General features: G+C 36.3%; 18 protein-coding genes. 5 read left to right on the top strand and 13 right to left on the bottom strand.

Features of this window, described 5'->3' with window-relative positions; all coding sequences use genetic code 11:
* Positions 1-66: 66 nt before the first annotated feature.
* Positions 67-525 carry a hypothetical protein gene (locus ACLI50_RS00410; protein WP_110010411.1) on the bottom strand — a complete coding sequence of 153 codons (459 nt, stop codon included), beginning with the start codon at positions 523-525 and terminating at the stop codon, positions 67-69.
* Positions 526-1,069: 544 nt separating this feature from the next.
* Here ACLI50_RS00410 and ACLI50_RS00405 point away from each other — a divergent pair.
* Complete coding sequence (locus ACLI50_RS00405; protein WP_047433564.1) at positions 1,070-1,357, top strand: GNAT family N-acetyltransferase; 288 nt, start codon at positions 1,070-1,072, stop codon at positions 1,355-1,357.
* Here the strand turns inward: ACLI50_RS00405 and ACLI50_RS00400 are convergent, their stop codons facing one another.
* Positions 1,358-2,455, bottom strand: a complete 1,098-nt coding sequence (locus ACLI50_RS00400) for an MBL fold metallo-hydrolase (RefSeq protein WP_411412903.1) — start codon at positions 2,453-2,455, stop codon at positions 1,358-1,360.
* Between the two features lie 172 nt (positions 2,456-2,627).
* Here ACLI50_RS00400 and ACLI50_RS00395 point away from each other — a divergent pair, with 172 nt between their 5' ends.
* Positions 2,628-4,166, top strand: a complete 1,539-nt coding sequence (locus ACLI50_RS00395) for a S41 family peptidase (protein ID WP_411412902.1) — start codon at positions 2,628-2,630, stop codon at positions 4,164-4,166.
* A gap of 42 nt (positions 4,167-4,208) precedes the next feature.
* Here ACLI50_RS00395 and ACLI50_RS00390 read toward each other — a convergent pair whose 3' ends face one another.
* The 6 genes from ACLI50_RS00390 to ACLI50_RS00365 all read right to left on the bottom strand — a co-directional run bounded on the left by ACLI50_RS00390 (position 4,209) and on the right by ACLI50_RS00365 (position 9,133).
* A complete protein-coding gene (locus ACLI50_RS00390) occupies positions 4,209-4,799 on the bottom strand; it encodes a hypothetical protein (RefSeq protein ID WP_227944344.1) in 591 nt (196 codons plus the stop codon).
* Between the two features lie 13 nt (positions 4,800-4,812).
* Complete coding sequence (locus tag ACLI50_RS00385) at positions 4,813-5,322, bottom strand: RNA polymerase sigma factor (RefSeq protein ID WP_411412901.1); 510 nt, start codon at positions 5,320-5,322, stop codon at positions 4,813-4,815.
* 266 nt (positions 5,323-5,588) lie between these two features.
* On the bottom strand, positions 5,589-5,948 hold the full coding sequence (locus ACLI50_RS00380; RefSeq protein WP_411412900.1) for a DUF7716 domain-containing protein: 360 nt from the start codon (positions 5,946-5,948) through the stop codon (positions 5,589-5,591).
* A gap of 62 nt (positions 5,949-6,010) precedes the next feature.
* A complete protein-coding gene (locus ACLI50_RS00375) occupies positions 6,011-6,826 on the bottom strand; it encodes a hypothetical protein (protein WP_411412899.1) in 816 nt (271 codons plus the stop codon).
* A gap of 11 nt (positions 6,827-6,837) precedes the next feature.
* Entirely contained in the window at positions 6,838-7,347 is a 510-nt protein-coding gene (locus tag ACLI50_RS00370) for an RNA polymerase sigma factor (RefSeq protein ID WP_411412898.1), read from the bottom strand.
* A gap of 154 nt (positions 7,348-7,501) precedes the next feature.
* The gene (locus ACLI50_RS00365; RefSeq protein ID WP_411412897.1) at positions 7,502-9,133 is read right to left on the bottom strand and encodes an NADP-dependent glyceraldehyde-3-phosphate dehydrogenase; all 1,632 of its coding nucleotides are present in this window, start codon (positions 9,131-9,133) and stop codon (positions 7,502-7,504) included.
* A gap of 286 nt (positions 9,134-9,419) precedes the next feature.
* On the opposite strand from ACLI50_RS00365, the gene tpx reads away from it, so the two are divergent.
* Positions 9,420-9,989 carry a thiol peroxidase gene (tpx, locus tag ACLI50_RS00360; protein ID WP_171006332.1) on the top strand — a complete coding sequence of 190 codons (570 nt, stop codon included), beginning with the start codon at positions 9,420-9,422 and terminating at the stop codon, positions 9,987-9,989.
* A gap of 1,024 nt (positions 9,990-11,013) precedes the next feature.
* Complete coding sequence (locus ACLI50_RS00355) at positions 11,014-11,391, top strand: helix-turn-helix domain-containing protein (RefSeq protein WP_411412896.1); 378 nt, start codon at positions 11,014-11,016, stop codon at positions 11,389-11,391.
* Between the two features lie 438 nt (positions 11,392-11,829).
* Here the strand turns inward: ACLI50_RS00355 and ACLI50_RS00350 are convergent, their stop codons facing one another.
* The 4 genes from ACLI50_RS00350 to hutU form a co-directional block, all read right to left on the bottom strand.
* Entirely contained in the window at positions 11,830-12,750 is a 921-nt protein-coding gene (locus ACLI50_RS00350) for a tetratricopeptide repeat protein (RefSeq protein WP_343638884.1), read from the bottom strand.
* A gap of 282 nt (positions 12,751-13,032) precedes the next feature.
* On the bottom strand, positions 13,033-13,794 hold the full coding sequence (locus ACLI50_RS00345) for an MBL fold metallo-hydrolase (RefSeq protein ID WP_411412895.1): 762 nt from the start codon (positions 13,792-13,794) through the stop codon (positions 13,033-13,035).
* Between the two features lie 237 nt (positions 13,795-14,031).
* On the bottom strand, positions 14,032-14,574 hold the full coding sequence (locus ACLI50_RS00340; RefSeq protein WP_411412894.1) for a Crp/Fnr family transcriptional regulator: 543 nt from the start codon (positions 14,572-14,574) through the stop codon (positions 14,032-14,034).
* Positions 14,575-14,589: 15 nt separating this feature from the next.
* Complete coding sequence (gene hutU / locus ACLI50_RS00335) at positions 14,590-16,575, bottom strand: urocanate hydratase (RefSeq protein WP_411412893.1); 1,986 nt, start codon at positions 16,573-16,575, stop codon at positions 14,590-14,592.
* A 302-nt stretch (positions 16,576-16,877) separates the two neighbouring features.
* Between hutU and ACLI50_RS00330 the strand changes: the two genes are divergently transcribed.
* Complete coding sequence (locus ACLI50_RS00330; protein ID WP_343638892.1) at positions 16,878-17,312, top strand: endonuclease domain-containing protein; 435 nt, start codon at positions 16,878-16,880, stop codon at positions 17,310-17,312.
* A gap of 118 nt (positions 17,313-17,430) precedes the next feature.
* On the opposite strand, the gene ACLI50_RS00325 is transcribed toward ACLI50_RS00330, so the two are convergent.
* Positions 17,431-17,724, bottom strand: coding sequence for a hypothetical protein (locus tag ACLI50_RS00325; RefSeq protein WP_110011071.1), 294 nt, complete (start codon positions 17,722-17,724; stop codon positions 17,431-17,433).
* Positions 17,725-17,746: the final 22 nt, after the last annotated feature.

Raw genomic sequence — 17,746 nt, 5'->3', positions numbered from 1 at the left:
ATATTGAAAAATAATATGGCTGACAAAAAATGTCAGCCGTTATAAGTGATAGAGTTGATAATGGGCTTAATCCCAGTCACCGTCATGCCCGTGACCGCGGTGTTTATTTTGTTTTTTATAGTATTTCTCCTGATCTTTATAATACTTTTCCTGTTGTTTACGGTATTTTTTATAATCGTTTTTGTTTCTTCCGTAAACAATTACAGGATTCTGTCCTCTGTAGTACTTCTTTTTAAAGATGATATACTTTTCTCTACCCAGAATTCTTTCCAGCTCTGAATAACGGTCGTTTCTCCATCTTCCCGGTTCCACCACATACACTCTATTCCAGGTATCATAATCACGATATCTGTCATTTAACACATAAATCTGATTGGCCTGTGTTGTTGAAAGCACAAGATCAGTAATTACTCTTTGCCAGTTGATATCAGAGATACTCCTTCTGTAATCATTATAATAATCTGACTGGGCATAACTAAGACTAAATGTCCCAACCAATAATGCTGTTAATATTAATTTTTTCATTTCACACCACTTTAAAATTAAACATGAAGGGATAGTCAATTAAAGTGCCAATTCTTAAATATAAATACTAATATTTGTTAATAAAAATCATAAACCACTGATTATCTTTGAAATATTTTCTGCGTTTTTTATGAAATTTATAAACATTAACCAATCCAAAGTCATCCTCAGAACGCAAATAATTACATCCAACGAAAACTTATGAAATATTAATAATCAATGAATTGTAGATTATTTTCAATATAAAAAAAGAGATCTATTTGAAGTTTTGGCTGAAGCCGTAGGAGAAATTATATATTGTATGGCGGGCTAAAGCCCAGCTCTATTGATCCTGACATACGGATATTTAATGGTAATATCTTTTATCTTTTATCTTTTATCTTTTATCTTTTATCTTTTATCTTTTATCCATTTATGTTATAAAATTCGTTAAGATTATTAAAAACTATTATCTGATATCATTTAATTTCGTAATTTTAATGGAGAGAATGTTTTTAAAGAATTGTCTCAAAATTATTTTTAATCAACCAAATCTTACATTGTTATGGAAAATATAAAGTTTCAGGTATCTCAATATCAGGATGAATTGCAGCTACTTATCGATGGGAAAAAGGCAGGTTATATGTCCATAGAGGTTGATGGAAGACTGCTTATTGTATTTTATACGAAACTTGATGAAGAGCGTGAGGGAAAAGGATACGCCAAACTATTGCTGGACGAGCTGGTACGCTATGCGGAAGAAAAAGATTTGCTTGTAGACCCGGAATGCGATTTTGTAAGACAGCAGTTTGAAAATCATCCTGCAAGGTATAAAGAAATCTGGCATGCCTGATCAGCTTTCCCACCAGGCTGTAAATTTCTGGTCTGACTGATTCAGATGTACAACCTCACCTATCATCGGGGTGAGGATATTCAACTGTTTTTCTTTTCCAAGGGCGGTTATCTTTTGTAAAGGCTCATTCCACGGATGAAGTGCCAGTGCAAATTTGGCCGCATGAACCGGGATAATACGCTGTGCTCTAAGATCAATAGCAGCCTGAACAACATCTTCCGGTAAGGTATGAATATACCGCCATGCCTCTCCATATTGTCCGTTTTCAAGAACAGCATAATCGAAAGGTCCGTACTTTTCGCCTATTGCTTTAAAATGGGAATCATAGCCGCTGTCTCCTCCCAGAAAAATTCTTTTTGTTGGGGTTGCCAGAACATACGAGCTCCAAAGCGTATCATTCTGTCTCACTCTTCTGCCGGAAAAGTGTCTGGCAGGAGTGTAAACAATTTTTATATCATTTTTCAGGGCAACTTCTGTTCCCCATTCTTCTTCAATAAGCTTGTTTTCAGCATATCCCCATCTTTCCAGGTGCGCTCCTACTCCCAAAGGTATAATGGCCATGTCTGTACTTTCTTCAATCGATTTTACCGTTGGGTAATCCAGGTGATCAAAATGATCATGAGTGATGACCAGATAATCTATGCCGGGAATGTCTTCAGGCTTAAAAATATCTGAGCCTTTGAAAGCTTTATTAAAGTATTTGAAAGGTGAGCCATAAAGACTTAGAACAGGATCTATCAGAAAGGAAACGCCATCTGTCTGCAGGTAATAAGATGAATGTCCCAGCCAGATCAATACATCCTGATTTTTATCAAAATTTTTCAAATCGGTATGAAGAGCTGGAATTTCTTTCAAAGGTTTCAGCAGCGGATCTTTTTTTCCTAAAAAGAAATCATAAGTCACTTTTGACATTTTGTAGCCTTCTGTAAGGGAAGGTGTATGGCTGATATTCTGGAATTGTCTGTTTTTATAGAGTTTCGACTGCCTGATGCGCTTCAGCCTTTTCCCTTTTGGCACGCCACCAAACGCCTTCATATTGATCACGATAAAAAAAGTTACCGTCAAAACAACTATACACGTAATAATCCAGTAAATCATCTGTACGAAATAAATATCAAATGTATTGACTTTTGTCTTTACATGAAAGTTTATTCCATTTTACTGCATTTTTTAACTAAATTTATCATGTATTTTTAAAAATTTATTATTCATTTAAGTCGGGATTAATTTTAAACTTTTTATTTTAGCACCCTAAAAAAACTCAGATACATTGAAAAATTATTCGGTAATATTACTTCTCGCTATTTTTTCGTCCTGTGCCTCTGTAAAAAAACACAACGAACAGCGGGCTTCATGTATTCCACCGGAGCAACTTAAAGAGGATGTGGACTTTGCGTATTCAAAATTACAGCAAATGCACCCTCAATTATACTGGTATATTCCCAGAAAGGAACTGGAACGTAAATTTGACAGTCTCAAGCAAACGATCACCGAACCTCTTACCCCACTTCAGTTTTATTTCAAACTTCAGCCTGTCATCGCCGGAATTCGTGAAGGCCATCTTTCATTGAGAATTCCCAGAAAGAAATTTACGAAAGAAGAAATTAAAAGACTGGAACATCAAAAAGGAATGTTCAGCCGTTTTGAATATTATATATCGGGAGACCGAATGTATATCATCCAAAACAAAGATTCCATTGAGCACATAAAGCCAGGAACTGAAATTTTATCCATCAATAATGTACCTGTATCTGATTATATCAAAAAGTACAGAAGCCTGATCAGCAGTGATGGTGATAATACCACTTTCCATCCGTATTTTTTAAAAGATCTTTTCTTTAATTTTTATACTGCAGAAAATGGTTTTGACAGCAAAGCTACTCTTGAAACCCTTTATAATGGTAAAAAAAGAACGTATACTTTAACCCGCGAAACGAAGTCCGATTCTGATCTTGAAAAGGATAAGGAGATGCAGAAAAAGACCCCGGAAAAGAAACTGAATGATTATGTAGCTTCGAGTAATTCTTATAACAGAAGTTTCCGGTTTCTGGACAAAGACAGTACTATTGCTTATATTAAGGTAAAAAGCTTCTCAAGGGATTACTCAGATAAGTTTTATAAAAAAGCTTTTGCCAGCATCAACCATTCAAAATCTTCCTACCTCATCATCGATGTCCGAAACAACTACGGCGGTTCATTATATGAAATCAATAACCTGTATTCGTATTTAGCTGATGCACCGTTTACTCTGATTAAACCCTCTCAGCTAACTTCAAGAAATGCACCTTTACGCACCAATTACTTCAGAAAAAGTACTCCTTTAGAGTATGCTCTTAAAAGTATCGCTTATCCGAGTTATTTTCTTGCGCAGACTTTCAGTACCTATAAAAAGGATGGAAAAGTATTCTACAAGATGAAGGCTGACAAACCTACAAAGCCTAAAAAGGAGGCTTTCCATGGAAAAGTTTTTGTATTGATTAACGGAGGGAGCTTCTCAGCATCTTCCATTATTACCGCCAAACTTAAGAATGATAAAAGAGCAACGCTTGTGGGAGAAGAAACCGGAGGTGCCAATGACGGAACTGTGGCCGGATTTTATTCTTACCAGAAGCTTCCCAATTCTGAAATCAGATTTCCGATAGGACTGCTTTTGGTGCAGCCTAATATTAATTTTTCAGATTCACGGAAAGGGGTTGTTCCGGACGTGACTATTATTGAAAATATGCAGGATATTATTGATCAAAAAGATCCGCAACTGGATTGGATAATAAACGAAATAGCAAAAGAAAAAGAAAATAAAAGTAATTAATGAATATTGATCCGGCGGGCTTTCAGCCCGCCGAATTCTTTTCTATCTTTTCAATTCTCCCAGAAGACTTTCAATATATTGGATATATCTTCCGTAATAGCGGTGAAACCAGAATTTTCCAGCCAGATACAGTAAAAACAATCCTGCAACCACAGAACCGATCAGGATAACAGCAATCTTCAGTTCACTCAAAGGTTTTGGCCACGGGATAAATTCAAGAACAATAAGGATCTCGCATACGAGAAACGGCGCAAAACTGATGTAATAAGAGAGGTAATACTGTTTATTAAGATTAAGCTGCATTACAAGATCTTTTAAAGAATCATAGGTTTTTGGAGCGGGATTACTGATTTCATTGTACAATGTAAAGAACTTACTAAAAAAGAAAACGGTAACCAAAAGCATGGAGGCAATCAAAACTGTTATATACAACTGAAGTTTAAATGGTCTGCATACAGAGCATACCAGAAAGGCAAAAATAAAGATTCCGATGATCCACCAGAATTCCACACGCATGTTTTTACGTATCTTTTCCAGGGGTAGATGTAATTTATTTCTCTGTTCTATGCTTATTTCAGGAGTTTCCTCCACAATATCTTCGTTCCAGGTATTTTTCAATTCATCGATATTCATGAGATTACTGTTTTTAATGTTTGTTGGTTTTTATGTGGCTTAAGATATCTTTAAGTTTATTTTTTGCCCGATTCATTTTCACTCTTGCGTTGCCTTCTGAAATTCCCATCTGTTCTGCAATCTGTTTTCCTGAAAAATCCTCCAGATAATAGAATATAAAGGCCTTGTCGATAGGATTAAGCTGATGAATAGCCTGATACATTTCAGCCAGACGCTCTTCTTTACGGTAATCATAGTCTTCCTGAATAATAATTTGGTTAGAAAAGTCTTCATGGGCGATAAAGCTTCTTCTCTTTTCTGATCTCAGGAAAATAATAGCTGTATTCAAAGCAATTCTGTATAGCCATGTTGAAAATTCACTTTCACCTCTGAAACCCGGAAATGCTTTCCAGAGCTGATAGGTAATCTCCTGAAAAAGATCATCACGGTCATCCTTTTCAGTCATATACATTTTAGAAATCTTAAACAGGATTCCTTTATGCTGTTCAATCTGACTTATAAACTCTTGTTCTAATGAGGTCATGGGCATTTACTCTATAGAGTTAGTTTTCGTTTAAAAAAATTGTTACAGATTTTTACAAAAAAATAAAAAACCTGACAGAGAAATACTGCCAGGTCTCATTGTGTTTTTTTTAAGCTTTTTACGATTTCCCCGAAATAGCATGAGTCGAAATAATTTTTTTCTGACTTGACCAGTTCGTAGGAAAAACGTAAAAATGTTACATAAAAAAAGCAATAACCTGATATTGTTAACATCAGGTTATTGTTTTTATATATCTAATTCTTTTATTATTTAAAATCTAAGAAATCATCTTTTTCCAGATAATGGTTCAGTGCAGTGATAAGCTGAGAAGAGTTAATATCAGCACGCTGTCTGAAAGCAAGATCTACCACATCCTGAATATTTTCATCTGAACACATATAATGGAGCTTGTTATGAAAAACGAAATCAGGTAAGATTTCATTATCATCCCCACCAATATCCAAAGGATCTCCGATAAAAATTTTCATTCCGGGCTTAAATTCGTCTGCTGAAGAATAAACTGCATAATTATATTCCGGGTCGAAGGCTGCTTTCCTGTCCTGCTTGTTCTTTACAAGCTCCAGAAATTCTTCTATAGAATACATCTGATTTTTAAAATCATCCATGTAATATTTTTTTACAACTCAATGTTCTAAAGATAGAAATTTTACAGAAGATACAGTCATTTCTAATTCAGTTTATTTAAAGCTCTCTGTAATGATCCGATATCCAGAAAATCAAATTTTGCTCCCACTATAATAATGATCAGAAGAACAACGGTCAGCAATAATATGATCAAAAAATACATGGATACAAACCATATCACGGTATTCAGAATGTTTCCTTTAATCCCCATTTTATTCATAAAAAGTCTCTGTGAACGTTCAAACCAGGTCATTTTCTTTTCAGGTTTTGGCCTTACTTCAATTCCGTTAAGCTCATCTACCAGACGCACTACATCATCAATATATCTTCCGTACATATAATAGATCCAGTATTTGATAATAAAGGCGATTAACAGAAGGGTAATGAGAAGACTGATACCGAAAATAGCCAGGTTATATTCCCTATCAAAATGAAAATTAATTTTGATCAGAGACAAAAGAAACCCAAGAGGAATATAAGCAATATAATAGGAAATATAAATTTCTTTTGATATGAGGAGCTGCGTTCTCAGATTAAACAAATCATAATTGGTATTGATGCTGTTTTTTCCAAGCAGCTTATACAATTTCAGGAAGCGGGAATAAAAATAAATAATAACAGCAACTGTCAGAATCGTGACAAATATTGAAATGGTTTTAATATTAGAATCAGCAGAAGCCAATGGAACACCTGTCAAGAGCAAAGGCAGTGTTATAATCATCAGCCAGAATTCAGTTTGCATATTCACTTTCAGCATCTCCAACGGGGAATGTATTTCCTTCTGTTTTTCCAGAGAAATTTCAGGGGATCCGTGTCCTGTATCTTTATTCCAAAGTTCTTTAAAGTTTTCTAACTCCATAGTGTCATTTTTTAATGGGAATCTGTACCTTGTCTGGCAATAATCTCTTTCAGCTTTTCTTTTGCCCTCTTCAGCTTTACGCGTGTATTCACTTCAGTAATTCCCAGTTGTACAGCAATCTCTTTTCCCGAAAAACCCTCTAAAAAGAAAAATATAAGGGCTTTATCAATGGGGCTCAACTGATGGATGGCTTCATACATCCGCTTCATATTCATATCATCCGTATCATTATAAGGTTCCTGCCTGGCACTCAGCCCATCCACATTCTGATTTTGTATAAAACTACGTTTTTTTTCACTTCGCAAAAAAACAATGGCTGTGTTGAGCGCAGTTCTGTACAGCCATGTGGAGAAATCACTCCTCTTTTGAAAATCAGCGTATGATTTCCAGGCCTGGTAAATGATCTCCTGGTAGAGGTCATTCTGGTCGTCCTTATTATCCATATACATTTTAGAGATCTTGAAAATAACACCTTTGTGCTTTTCAATTTTCTCTAAAAATTCTTTTTCGGGTGAAGACATGATTTACACACTGATCATTAGATGACATCTCTAAAAAACACCATCCTATTATAACACAAAACTTTAATTTCCGGTATTAAGTTAAAAAAATCCTCAACAAATCAAGGTGTTTATTGAGGATTTTATTTTATGTTAAATATAATGCTGGTCAGAATCAGAAAATATAATCTGTGCTTAAAAAGTTAGAATCATGTTCCCTTACAATCGTATTCAGCAGCTCTTTGTTGGAATCTGTCAGCTTTGCTGCCACCAGAGACCTGATAGAGAATGAGCGGAGCGCATCAAAAACAGAAAGTGTTCCTTCCGCACTGTCTTTTCTTCCGGTAAATGGAAAAACATCGGGGCCTCTTTGTGCCTGACAGTTGATATTGACGCGGCTTACAAGATTTACAAAAGGATCAATCAGTCGTGCTACTTCATGAGGATCTTCACTGAAAATACTTACCTGCATTCCGTGGGAGGCATTCACCTGATATTCTATAGGCTCTTCTATATCTTCGAAGGGAACAACAGGAATCACAGGACCAAACTGTTCTTCATGATAAAGTTTCATATCGTTGTTTACAGGATATACAACTGCCGGGAAAACAAAAGATTCATCTGTATAGCCTCCATCTTTATTCAGTACTGCAGCTCCTTTCTGTAAAGCATCATCAATACATTCTTTCAGATAAGCCGGTTTATTGACCTCCGGAAGTGGAGTTACTTTCACCTCTTTTTCCCATGGCAGCCCGGCCTTCAAAGCAGAGACAGCAGCACTTAATTTCTCTGTAAACTCCAATGCCACTTCTTTCTGAACAAATATCAGTTTCAATGCTGTACAACGCTGCCCGTTGAAAGAAAGTGCTCCTAAAATACACTCACTTACCGCTACATCAAGATTCGCATTTTTAGTAACGATGGCTGCATTTTTAGCATCCAGACTCAGGATGGCTCTTAAACGGTTCACTTTCGGGTGTAATTTTTTTAATCCGTTCGCCACTTTACTGGATCCGATAAAGGCAAGAACGTTCACTTTTCCGCTTTCCATAATCGGAGTGATGATTTCTGAACCTTTTCCATATAATGTATTCACCGTTCCTTTCGGGAAGGCTTCTTTGAAAGCGTTCAATAAAGGATAATGAGCAAGGACGCCATGTTTTGGAAGTTTAAACAGGATGGTATTTCCCATGATCAAAGCCGGAATCAATGTGGTAAAAATTTCATTGAGAGGATAATTGAAAGGTCCCATACTTAACACCACGCCAAGCGGAGCCCTTCTGATCTGTGCAATGGTTCCTTCTGCCTGTTGAAAGCGGGAAGATTCCCTGTCAAGATCTTTTAATGCATCAATGGTTTGGTTGATATAATCTACAGTACGGTCAAACTCTTTGGTAGAATCGGCCAGTGTCTTCCCGATTTCCCACATCAGTAGTCTGATAACCAGATCTCTCTGCTGGATCATCAGATATACGAATTTCTGCATGCATTTGATACGTCCTTCCACAGACATGGTAGGCCACTCGCCAAGTCCGTTATCATAGGCTTTTACACAAGCTTCGAGAACTTCCATCGCCTCGTTCGGACCAATATTCGGAATACTTCCCAGAAGTTTTCTTTCCAATCCGTTTTCTGTGGGGATGCATACCGGGGAATAAATTTCCGTGACATCTCCTTTCCACTCTACCAGTTCTCCATTCAAAAGATAGGTTCTCTGATGGATGACCGGAACTTTATATTCTTCCGGAATTTCGTTTTCTCCTTTAAAAATGCTGTGATGAAATGATGCTGTATTTTCTGAACTCATAAATCTTTCTATTTTTTTATGTGATAAGATTGAGATTGTCTCAAAATTTAAATTATTTGACTTTCGTCATTCTGACGAATGAAGAATCTTTATTGATTTTTATATGAGATTCTTCATTACATTTTATTTCATTCAGAATGACACCTTTGAAACAACCCTGTTTAATAATATAAAGGTAAAAGTAAATTGTGTTGAAAAAAATAATCTGACAATAGATTCGATCTATTTGAATTAAAATTAATCTTAGCTCCTGAAAAAAGAATAATTTAGCTTAAAAATAAATTTCATGTTTTCAAAATTAGTTTGCGGCACACTGCTATTCTTCTCTGCGGTGGGCTTTGCTCAAAAATCTAAAGCGATCAATACAGTTTTAATGGGCGGGAAAGAAGTTCATACTTATGCCAAATTGCCGGCGCTGAATAAGCCGGCTCCTAAATTTACCCTTACCGATGTGAATATGAATGACCAGACCCTGGATTCCTTCAAAGGAAGATACGTTATTCTGAATATCTTTCCGAGTGTAGACACTGGTGTTTGTTCTGCTTCTGTACATCATTTCAATGAAGAGGCAGGAAACCTTCCCAATACCGTAGTCCTTTGTATTTCCAAAGATCTGCCGTTTGCCCAGAAAAGATTCTGTGGCGCAGAAGGCATTAAAAACGTAATCATGCTTTCCGATTTCCGTTCAGACTTTGGCTGGAATTATGGTGTGGAACTGGTAGATTCTCCAATGAAAGGGCTTCTGAGCAGAGCAGTTGTGGTGATAGATCCTTCAGGTAATATTATCTATGAAGAACAAGTGCCGGATATTTCTCAGGAACCGAACTATGAGGCGGCTATTGCGGCTGTGAAATAATAAATGGCTTAAAAATAAAACTCAGCGAATTGCTGAGTTTTTTTATATAATAACTGTTTTGTTGGAAAAACGCTAAGGCGCAAAATGACATTAAAAACTTTCTGTTGTAAGGCGCAAGGATTTTATCGGAGATAAAATTTCAACGGCATTTTTGTCATTCCAAGCAAAGCAAGGAATCTAAACGCAAATCTCCAGAAACTGCAAGAAAATAACCATTAAGAAAAATTAAATTATTAAAAATAGTAAGGTGAAGTGCACCGCTTAAAAAAAATCTTTGATGTTTTCTTAACTGATCTTCACCACTTCAATATTCTTAATGGTTAAAAAAAATAAAACTCAGTTTCATACTGAGTTTTTTTATGTTATAATTGTTTTGTTGGAAAAACGCTAAGGCGAAAAATGACATTAAAAACTTTCTGTTGTAAGGCGCAAGGATTTTATCGGAGATAAAATTTCAACGGCATTTTTGTCATTCCAAGCAAAGCAAGGAATCTAAACGCAAATCTCCAGAAACTGCAAGAAAATAACCATTAAGAAAAATTAAATTATTAAAAATAGTAAGGTGAAGTGCACCGCTTAAAAAAAATCTTTGATGTTTTCTTAACTGATCTTCACCACTTCAATATTCTTAATGGTTAAAAAAAATAAAACTCAGTTTCATACTGAGTTTTTTTATGTTATAATTGTTTTGTTGGAAAAACGCTAAGGCGAAAAATGACATTAAAAACTTTCTGTTGTAAGGCGCAAGGATTTTATCGGAGATAAAATTTCACACCACCACTGTCGTTGCGACCCGAAGGTGAAGCAATCTCAATATTCTCCCGCAGATTAGGCGGATTAAGCAGATAAATATAAAAAAGATCTGTGAGATTTGTGGGAAAGAATAACGTAATACTTACTGAAAACCTCACATTGAGCCAAAACGAAATGTTCTTGCAACTTCAAATAAAAAATGAAGCACAAAAACTTTATGCCCTTGCAATTCTCCAACAAAAATTTTGCATATTTGTAGAAAATACGGGTCATGCAAAAAGAAAAACTACGCAATGCAAGAAAAGTAAAAGGCATCACGCAACAACAGATTGCAGATATCATCGCCACAGATGTCTCTAACTATAGCAGAAAAGAAAGTGGAGATGTAAGGATTTTCAATGATGAATGGGAAAAAATTGCCCGTTTTCTGGAAGTTCCCGTAGAGGAAATCTTTGAAGAAGAGGAAGCAAAGCAGATCAATCATTTTGATAATATTACTGGAAGTAGTGGTTTTGGAAATAACATAAATGGTAATCTTTATTGTAACGTTCCAGAGTTCCTTCTAGAAAGCCAAAGAGATTATATAGAAATCTTGAAAAAGGAAAACCAGAGATTACAAGAGGAGCTAAATACCCTTAAGAAAAAATAAAAAACTCAGCAAATTGCTGAGTTTTTTTCCGTAGTTGAAAACGCAAAGATCAAATTAAAGAAATACGATACTCAAGCGGGCAAAGAAGAATCAATCAGGATTGATTTTATGAAGCTGCCGTTTTACATCCCGCTTCATCAGTGGCGCAGCCACATCCCTTTGCTTCCTTATTTTAAAACGAATAATAATTAAAAGCTTTGCGTCAAAAAAACATTTTTGTTGGTAAACGCAGAGGCGCAAAATGATATTTAAAATATATTTTTTAAGGCGCAAGGATTTTATCTACGATAAAATTGAACGTTGGTTATTTTTAAAGGGTCATTCCAATAAAAAAATCTGTGTTATCTGTAAAATCTGTGGGAAAACAGACAACGCTCCACTTGCTGAAAAATCTTAATTTGTATTTACTTTTATATATTTATTCATCTATCAACAATATTATTCAAACCATGAGAATATTTTCTTTCTGAATTTAAAAATAATAAAACCAGATATGATCAATGATAAAACAGAAAACATAATACTTATCCAATTGAATTCTTCTGCTGCCTTCAGATTTCCGGGAATCCTTTTTTTATTTTTTACGAGTGTTTGAGAAGACAACTTCATTCTTTCTTTTAAAACAGGATTTTCTAAACCATATTTTTTGGCCTGCAGATAGCTTTTTTCAGCATCATATTTCTGGTTCATCAATAAAGCAATATTTCCAAGGTCAAATAAAAGCTGTGCTACAATTGGATCCTTAGGTTTTACAAAAGTCATTCTCTCATTCAGCTGATAAAAGATCTGCATTTTAAGCAATTGAAGATCATCCTTGCTTAATGTGGACTTAGGAGCTTTCCCATTCCCAAAATCTTTTCCAATAAGATCGGTGGATGAGATAGATTTGCCACTAATTTTAGCTTTTAAAATATTAAGGTGAATCCATTCAGATTTTAAGTGAGAATGAGGTTCTATCTTTACCGCGGTTTCAATCCATTTCAGAGCTTCTTTATTATTTCCTATCAGCTCATAAGCTGTACCTATATTGGATGCTGTAGAGTATCTGCCAGGTTGTAAAGTTTCAATCCTCCTATATAGATCAATTGCTTCCTGATATCTCCCTAAAAGAATTAAGATATATCCTTCGTCCGACAAATAATCAACATCTTTTGTCTTATCATATCCTTTTTTCAGCTTCACCAAAAACTCTTCTAATTCTTCTTTACCACCAATCTGGTGTCCGTATGGAACTTCACCATCAAGATCAACATATAGTATCTCTTGATTGGCTAAAACCATTTTTTCTCCATTCAGGCAGGCAAAAGCAGATATTGAAAATAAAGTTCCGAAAAGTAGGCTAAAAAGGTATTTTTTCATTTTTGTGTATATTAATTTCTAGTTTTTATTGAATTTTAAAAATAAAAAAACTTTACTATATTTTTAAATAGAAACTTTAATTTTATGTGGATGCCATTCAGAGCACAGGCCAAAGAAGCCAAAACTTAATTTTAAATTTCGGCTAAAGCCAATTATATTACGCACAAAAGAAAACGGGCTTCCTTCGACTAGGCTTAGGATTATGGCCCGTTCCTATTGATGTTGAGATTCTTCATTCCATTGCATTTCACTCAGAATGACAGTTTTCCTTACAAATATCAGTTAAGATTCTACCAGCATTGCTCCATCTTTTAAAATCAAATATTCCTGTCCAACTTCCTCAGAAATATTTTTCAAATCCTGCTCATCAAACACCTGAGGGATATAGCATTTCTCGTGGGCAAACAATCCGTAATGGATAGGCACCAGCTTTCTGGCGTGCAGAAGATGAGCCGCAGCAAAGGCTTCTTTCAGATTGAGGGACGCGGGAACTGGGCTGTATTCTAATCCAATGATCTCAAAATTGACTACTACTCCGTTTACGGGTAAGAAAGCGTAATCTATATTGGGGTTTTCTTTCCCGAGCTTCCAGAACTGGTTGTGCCAGATGGTATCTCCACCATGAAAGATTTTAGTATCACCATCATCTACAATCCAGGAAGACTGTATTTCTCCTACGCCATCCATGGCAAATACAGGTTTGAAGGTGATATTGTTTTCTGTGAAGGTTTCATCAAGATCAAGAACGATCATTTCAACATCAGGTACAAGTTTTCTTACAATAGGCTCCAGTCCTGCGTAGATGATCAGTTTTCCGTCTTTCTTTAAGCATTTCCGGATCACTCCTTTATCAAAATGATCAAGGTGCATATGCGTAAACAGGATATAATCTGCCTGTACATGGTCTGAAAATTCTATGAGATTTTCTACAGCATCTCCCAAAACGGGTTTGTAATAAGAGAAATCTTCTACAGCATCTATTAAGATGGTTTTGTTATGTGAAGTGAGTTTTACACCTGCCCAGTTTAATTTTTGTATTTCCATATTCTTTTTTCAGCAAAGGAAGAAACTTACGGAAGGCCAGTCAATAAACAAAAGTTAATTAATGGGGTGTTTTTAAGGTTGGAAGATGGAGGATGGAAGTTGATTGTTTCTCTACAGTTTCTATTGCCTTTTCTTTGAATTAACAGTAAGGATTTTATAAACGTTCTATGTTAAAAAAACTCAGCAATATGATATAGTCTTAGTAACTTCTTTTATTATCTTCAAATTTCCAGCATCTTACAAAATTCTTTTTCTGATTCTGCTTAAAGAGATAGGTGTAATCCCGATATAAGAAGCCAGGTATTTCAGAGGAATATTTTGAATATAATGGGGTTTGTTCTTCAGCAGATATTCATAAAGATCCTGTGGAGTGTTTTTCAGCAGGAGCATTTCCCTTTTCATCGCAGCATTCAGTTTTCTGCTCAGATAATAGTTCTGTACGAAACGGCAGTGCGGATTGACAGCAAACAGGTTTTTCACCTCATCCAGGGTGATTTCCCAAGCCAGTCCTTTGTTGATGGACTCGTAAACGGCATCGAAACTTTTTTCTTCAACAGTAAAAATATCACCGGGAAAGTAGAATTCTGCACAGATCTCGGTGTCGATATCTGAGGTGCTGTTGATGTAGTATTTACGGACAAGCCCATCTTCTACAAGATAGGCTTTGTTGTCCATAAATATATTTTTCTTTGAAAATTCAACCTCAGCAAACTTCTCCCATACAGGATCACTATCCTCTACGTTCAGGTGTGAAAACAGTTTTTTGTTGATGGTTGCCAATGTTGAATTTTTATATTACAATAAGTTTTCGTCTACAAGGTTCGGAAGTGTTACTTTTAAGTTTGGTTCTGCTTCCATCGCTCTTTTTATTGCGAAAATAGCGCCTTCATTTCTTGCCCAGCTTCTTCTTGAGATTCCGTTGTTTACATCCCAGAAAAGCATGGATTTTAATCTTCTGTCGGCATCATCGCTTCCGTCAAGGAGCATTCCGAAACCTCCGTTGATCACTTCTCCCCAGCCTACTCCGCCACCATTGTGAATGGAAACCCAGGTAGCTCCACGGAAACTGTCCCCAATCACGTTGTGAATGGCCATATCTGCTGTAAATCTTGATCCGTCATAGATATTGGAAGTCTCTCTGTAAGGAGAATCTGTTCCTGAAACGTCATGGTGGTCTCTGCCTAAAACCACAGGTCCGATTTCTCCGTTTTTAATAGCTTTGTTGAAGGCTTCAGCAATTTTCATTCTTCCTTCTGCGTCTGCATAAAGGATTCTTGCCTGAGAACCTACCACCAGTTTGTTTTCCTGTGCTCCCTTGATCCATTGGATATTGTCTTTCATCTGCTGCTGGATCTCTTCAGGAGAGTTCTTAACCATTTCTTCTAATACTGAACAGGCAATATCATCTGTCTTCTGAAGATCTTCCGGATTTCCACTGGAACATACCCAACGGAACGGCCCAAAACCATAATCAAAACACATAGGTCCCATGATATCCTGTACATAACTCGGATATTTGAATTCTCTTCCTAATGTCGGATTTTCTGCCATTACATCAGCTCCGGCTCTGGAAGCTTCCAACAAAAAGGCATTTCCGTAATCGAAGAAATACGTTCCTTTTTCTGTATGTTTATTGATGGCTACAGCATGTCTTCTCAACGTTTCCTGAACTTTTTCTTTGAACAACTCAGGGTTTTCAGCCATCATGGTATTGGATTCTTCAAAACTTTGTCCTACAGGATAATAACCACCCGCCCATGGATTGTGAAGGGAAGTCTGATCTGATCCGATATCAATTCTTAAGTCTTCCTGATCAAATTTCTCCCAAACTTCCACAATATTTCCAAGATAAGCCAAAGACACCGTTTCTTTGTTCGCCTGTGCTTCTCTTACTCTTTTTACCAATGCATCAAGATCTTCATGGATTTCATTCACCCATTTCTGATCGTGACGGATTTTCGTGATCTTCGGATTCACTTCTGCACATACAGTAACACAGCCTGCAATGTTCCCTGCTTTTGGCTGAGCTCCACTCATTCCTCCTAATCCTGAAGTAACGAAAAGTCCTCCTTTTGGTTCTTTCTTGATTTTTCTGAAAGCATTTAACACAGTAATCGTCGTTCCATGAACAATCCCCTGAGGACCGATATACATATAACTTCCTGCCGTCATTTGCCCATACTGAGTAACACCTAATGCATTGAATTTCTCCCAGTCATCCGGTTTTGAATAGTTCGGGATCATCATACCATTCGTTACCACAACTCTTGGTGCGTCTTTATGAGAAGGGAATAATCCCATCGGATGTCCTGAATACATTACCAAGGTCTGTTCATTGCTCATTTCAGACAAATATTTCATGGTCAGCAGATACTGCGCCCAGTTGGAGAAAACCGCTCCGTTTCCACCATACGTAATCAGTTCGTGTGGATGCTGTGCTACTGCATAATCCAGGTTATTCTGAATCATCAGCATAATGGCTTTTGCCTGCTCAGATTTTCCGGGATAGTCTGTAATAGGTCTTGCCTTCATTTCATAATCCGGACGGAAACGGTACATATAAATCCTTCCGTAATCTTCAAGTTCCTGCTTGAATTCAGGAATCAGTTCTGCATGAAACTTAGGTTCGAAATAACGTAAAGCATTCTTCAATGCCAGTTTTTTCTCTTCTTCCCCTAAAATTTCTTTACGCTTCGGAGCATGGTTGATATTGGTCTCGTATGGTTTTGGTTGTGGCAGCTGATTAGGAATCCCCTGCTGTATCTGTTCTTGGAATGTCATATTACTATTTAAAGGTCTATGTTTTTAAACAATGTTTGAAGTTTTAAAGATATTCAAAATAGGAAATATAGGCAAGTTATAGGATGAAAATGGCTTGGGGTTTAAGGTTTAAGGTTTAAGGTTTAAGGTTTAAGGTTTAAGGTTTAAGGTTTAAGGTTTAAGCAAAGTTATGAAAGTTGTAAACCTGCCACCATTTGATATTAAATACTATATTTGAATAAATGCACCTTAATTCCCCTCCTTTGGAGGGGTGGATTTCAAAGTTAACAACTTTGGAAGACGGGGTGGTCAAAAACACAACAATGAAAGAAATTCTTACCGTCATCAACGGAATTCCTATCCGCAGGAATTTCGTTGAAAACCTGCCCTACAATCCCTATTTAAAAGCATTATCAAAAGAAAAACGTAAAGCCCGGATTTTGGGAGAAGTGATCTTCTGGAAAAAAGTCCGTGCAAAAAAATTCTATACCATTGATTTTGACAGACAAAGGATTATCGGAAATTATATCGTTGATTTTTATGTAAAAACGCTTGGCCTCATTATAGAAATAGACGGTTCAAGCCATGATGAAAAACAGATTTATGACGGGATAAGAGAAGAATATCTTGAATCTTTGGGGTTGTCGGTCTTCAGGATTAGTGATTTTGATGTGAGGAATAATCTGAGTCTGGTGATGAAGGAGTTGGAGGATTTTATTGTGCTGCATTACGGAACCACCCCGTCTTCAAAAATTTAAAGAATTTTCGAATCCACCCCTCCGAGGGAGGGGAATTGCCCTTACCCATATTAGTCGTTATTCAGCATAAAAAAACCTTACTGAAATTCAATAAGGCTGGTTTTTGTATCGTTAAAATTTAAGTTAAAACATCATCGTTTTCTTCTTCATGGTCATCTTCATTATCGCTGAGACTCCAGTAGTTGTTTTCTTCATCTTCTGCACCTATTTCTTCCATTTCATCATCATCCTCGGCTCCAGGGATATCCAGGCCTTTATCGATTTTATCTTCATCAAAATCTTCATCCAGAATAGGGTTTCCGTCGCCATCGAGCGAAATATGTTTTTCTCTCTTAAATATATCTTCATTAGGGCTATAATCCATCTGTTCTAATCTCTTGTTTTGCTCATTAATATTTTTCTCTGGTGCCATAGTATTTAAGATTTTAGGTTTA

Origin of the sequence: Chryseobacterium cupriresistens (assembly GCF_046614675.1) — a bacterium.
GTDB classification, from domain to species: Bacteria; Bacteroidota; Bacteroidia; order Flavobacteriales; family Weeksellaceae; genus Chryseobacterium; species Chryseobacterium cupriresistens.
The sequence above is the reverse complement of the archived record's forward strand: the minus strand, read 5'-3'. Positions and strand labels throughout refer to the sequence as shown.

What these genes read in the sequence shown, in the direction of transcription:
- ACLI50_RS00405 (WP_047433564.1), top strand. Translation starts at nt 1,070, where the DNA reads ATGGAAAATATAAAGTTTCAGGTATCTCAATATCAGGATGAATTGCAG.
- ACLI50_RS00375 (WP_411412899.1), bottom strand. Translation starts at nt 6,826, where the DNA reads ATGGAGTTAGAAAACTTTAAAGAACTTTGGAATAAAGATACAGGACAC.
- ACLI50_RS00325 (WP_110011071.1), bottom strand. Translation starts at nt 17,724, where the DNA reads ATGGCACCAGAGAAAAATATTAATGAGCAAAACAAGAGATTAGAACAG.
- ACLI50_RS00410 (WP_110010411.1), bottom strand. Translation starts at nt 525, where the DNA reads ATGAAAAAATTAATATTAACAGCATTATTGGTTGGGACATTTAGTCTT.
- ACLI50_RS00330 (WP_343638892.1), top strand. Translation starts at nt 16,878, where the DNA reads ATGAAAGAAATTCTTACCGTCATCAACGGAATTCCTATCCGCAGGAAT.
- hutU (WP_411412893.1), bottom strand. Translation starts at nt 16,575, where the DNA reads ATGACATTCCAAGAACAGATACAGCAGGGGATTCCTAATCAGCTGCCA.
- ACLI50_RS00385 (WP_411412901.1), bottom strand. Translation starts at nt 5,322, where the DNA reads ATGACCTCATTAGAACAAGAGTTTATAAGTCAGATTGAACAGCATAAA.
- ACLI50_RS00380 (WP_411412900.1), bottom strand. Translation starts at nt 5,948, where the DNA reads ATGGATGATTTTAAAAATCAGATGTATTCTATAGAAGAATTTCTGGAG.
- ACLI50_RS00365 (WP_411412897.1), bottom strand. Translation starts at nt 9,133, where the DNA reads ATGAGTTCAGAAAATACAGCATCATTTCATCACAGCATTTTTAAAGGA.
- ACLI50_RS00345 (WP_411412895.1), bottom strand. Translation starts at nt 13,794, where the DNA reads ATGGAAATACAAAAATTAAACTGGGCAGGTGTAAAACTCACTTCACAT.
- ACLI50_RS00400 (WP_411412903.1), bottom strand. Translation starts at nt 2,455, where the DNA reads ATGATTTACTGGATTATTACGTGTATAGTTGTTTTGACGGTAACTTTT.
- tpx (WP_171006332.1), top strand. Translation starts at nt 9,420, where the DNA reads ATGTTTTCAAAATTAGTTTGCGGCACACTGCTATTCTTCTCTGCGGTG.
- ACLI50_RS00370 (WP_411412898.1), bottom strand. Translation starts at nt 7,347, where the DNA reads ATGTCTTCACCCGAAAAAGAATTTTTAGAGAAAATTGAAAAGCACAAA.
- ACLI50_RS00355 (WP_411412896.1), top strand. Translation starts at nt 11,014, where the DNA reads ATGCAAAAAGAAAAACTACGCAATGCAAGAAAAGTAAAAGGCATCACG.
- ACLI50_RS00390 (WP_227944344.1), bottom strand. Translation starts at nt 4,799, where the DNA reads ATGAATATCGATGAATTGAAAAATACCTGGAACGAAGATATTGTGGAG.
- ACLI50_RS00350 (WP_343638884.1), bottom strand. Translation starts at nt 12,750, where the DNA reads ATGAAAAAATACCTTTTTAGCCTACTTTTCGGAACTTTATTTTCAATA.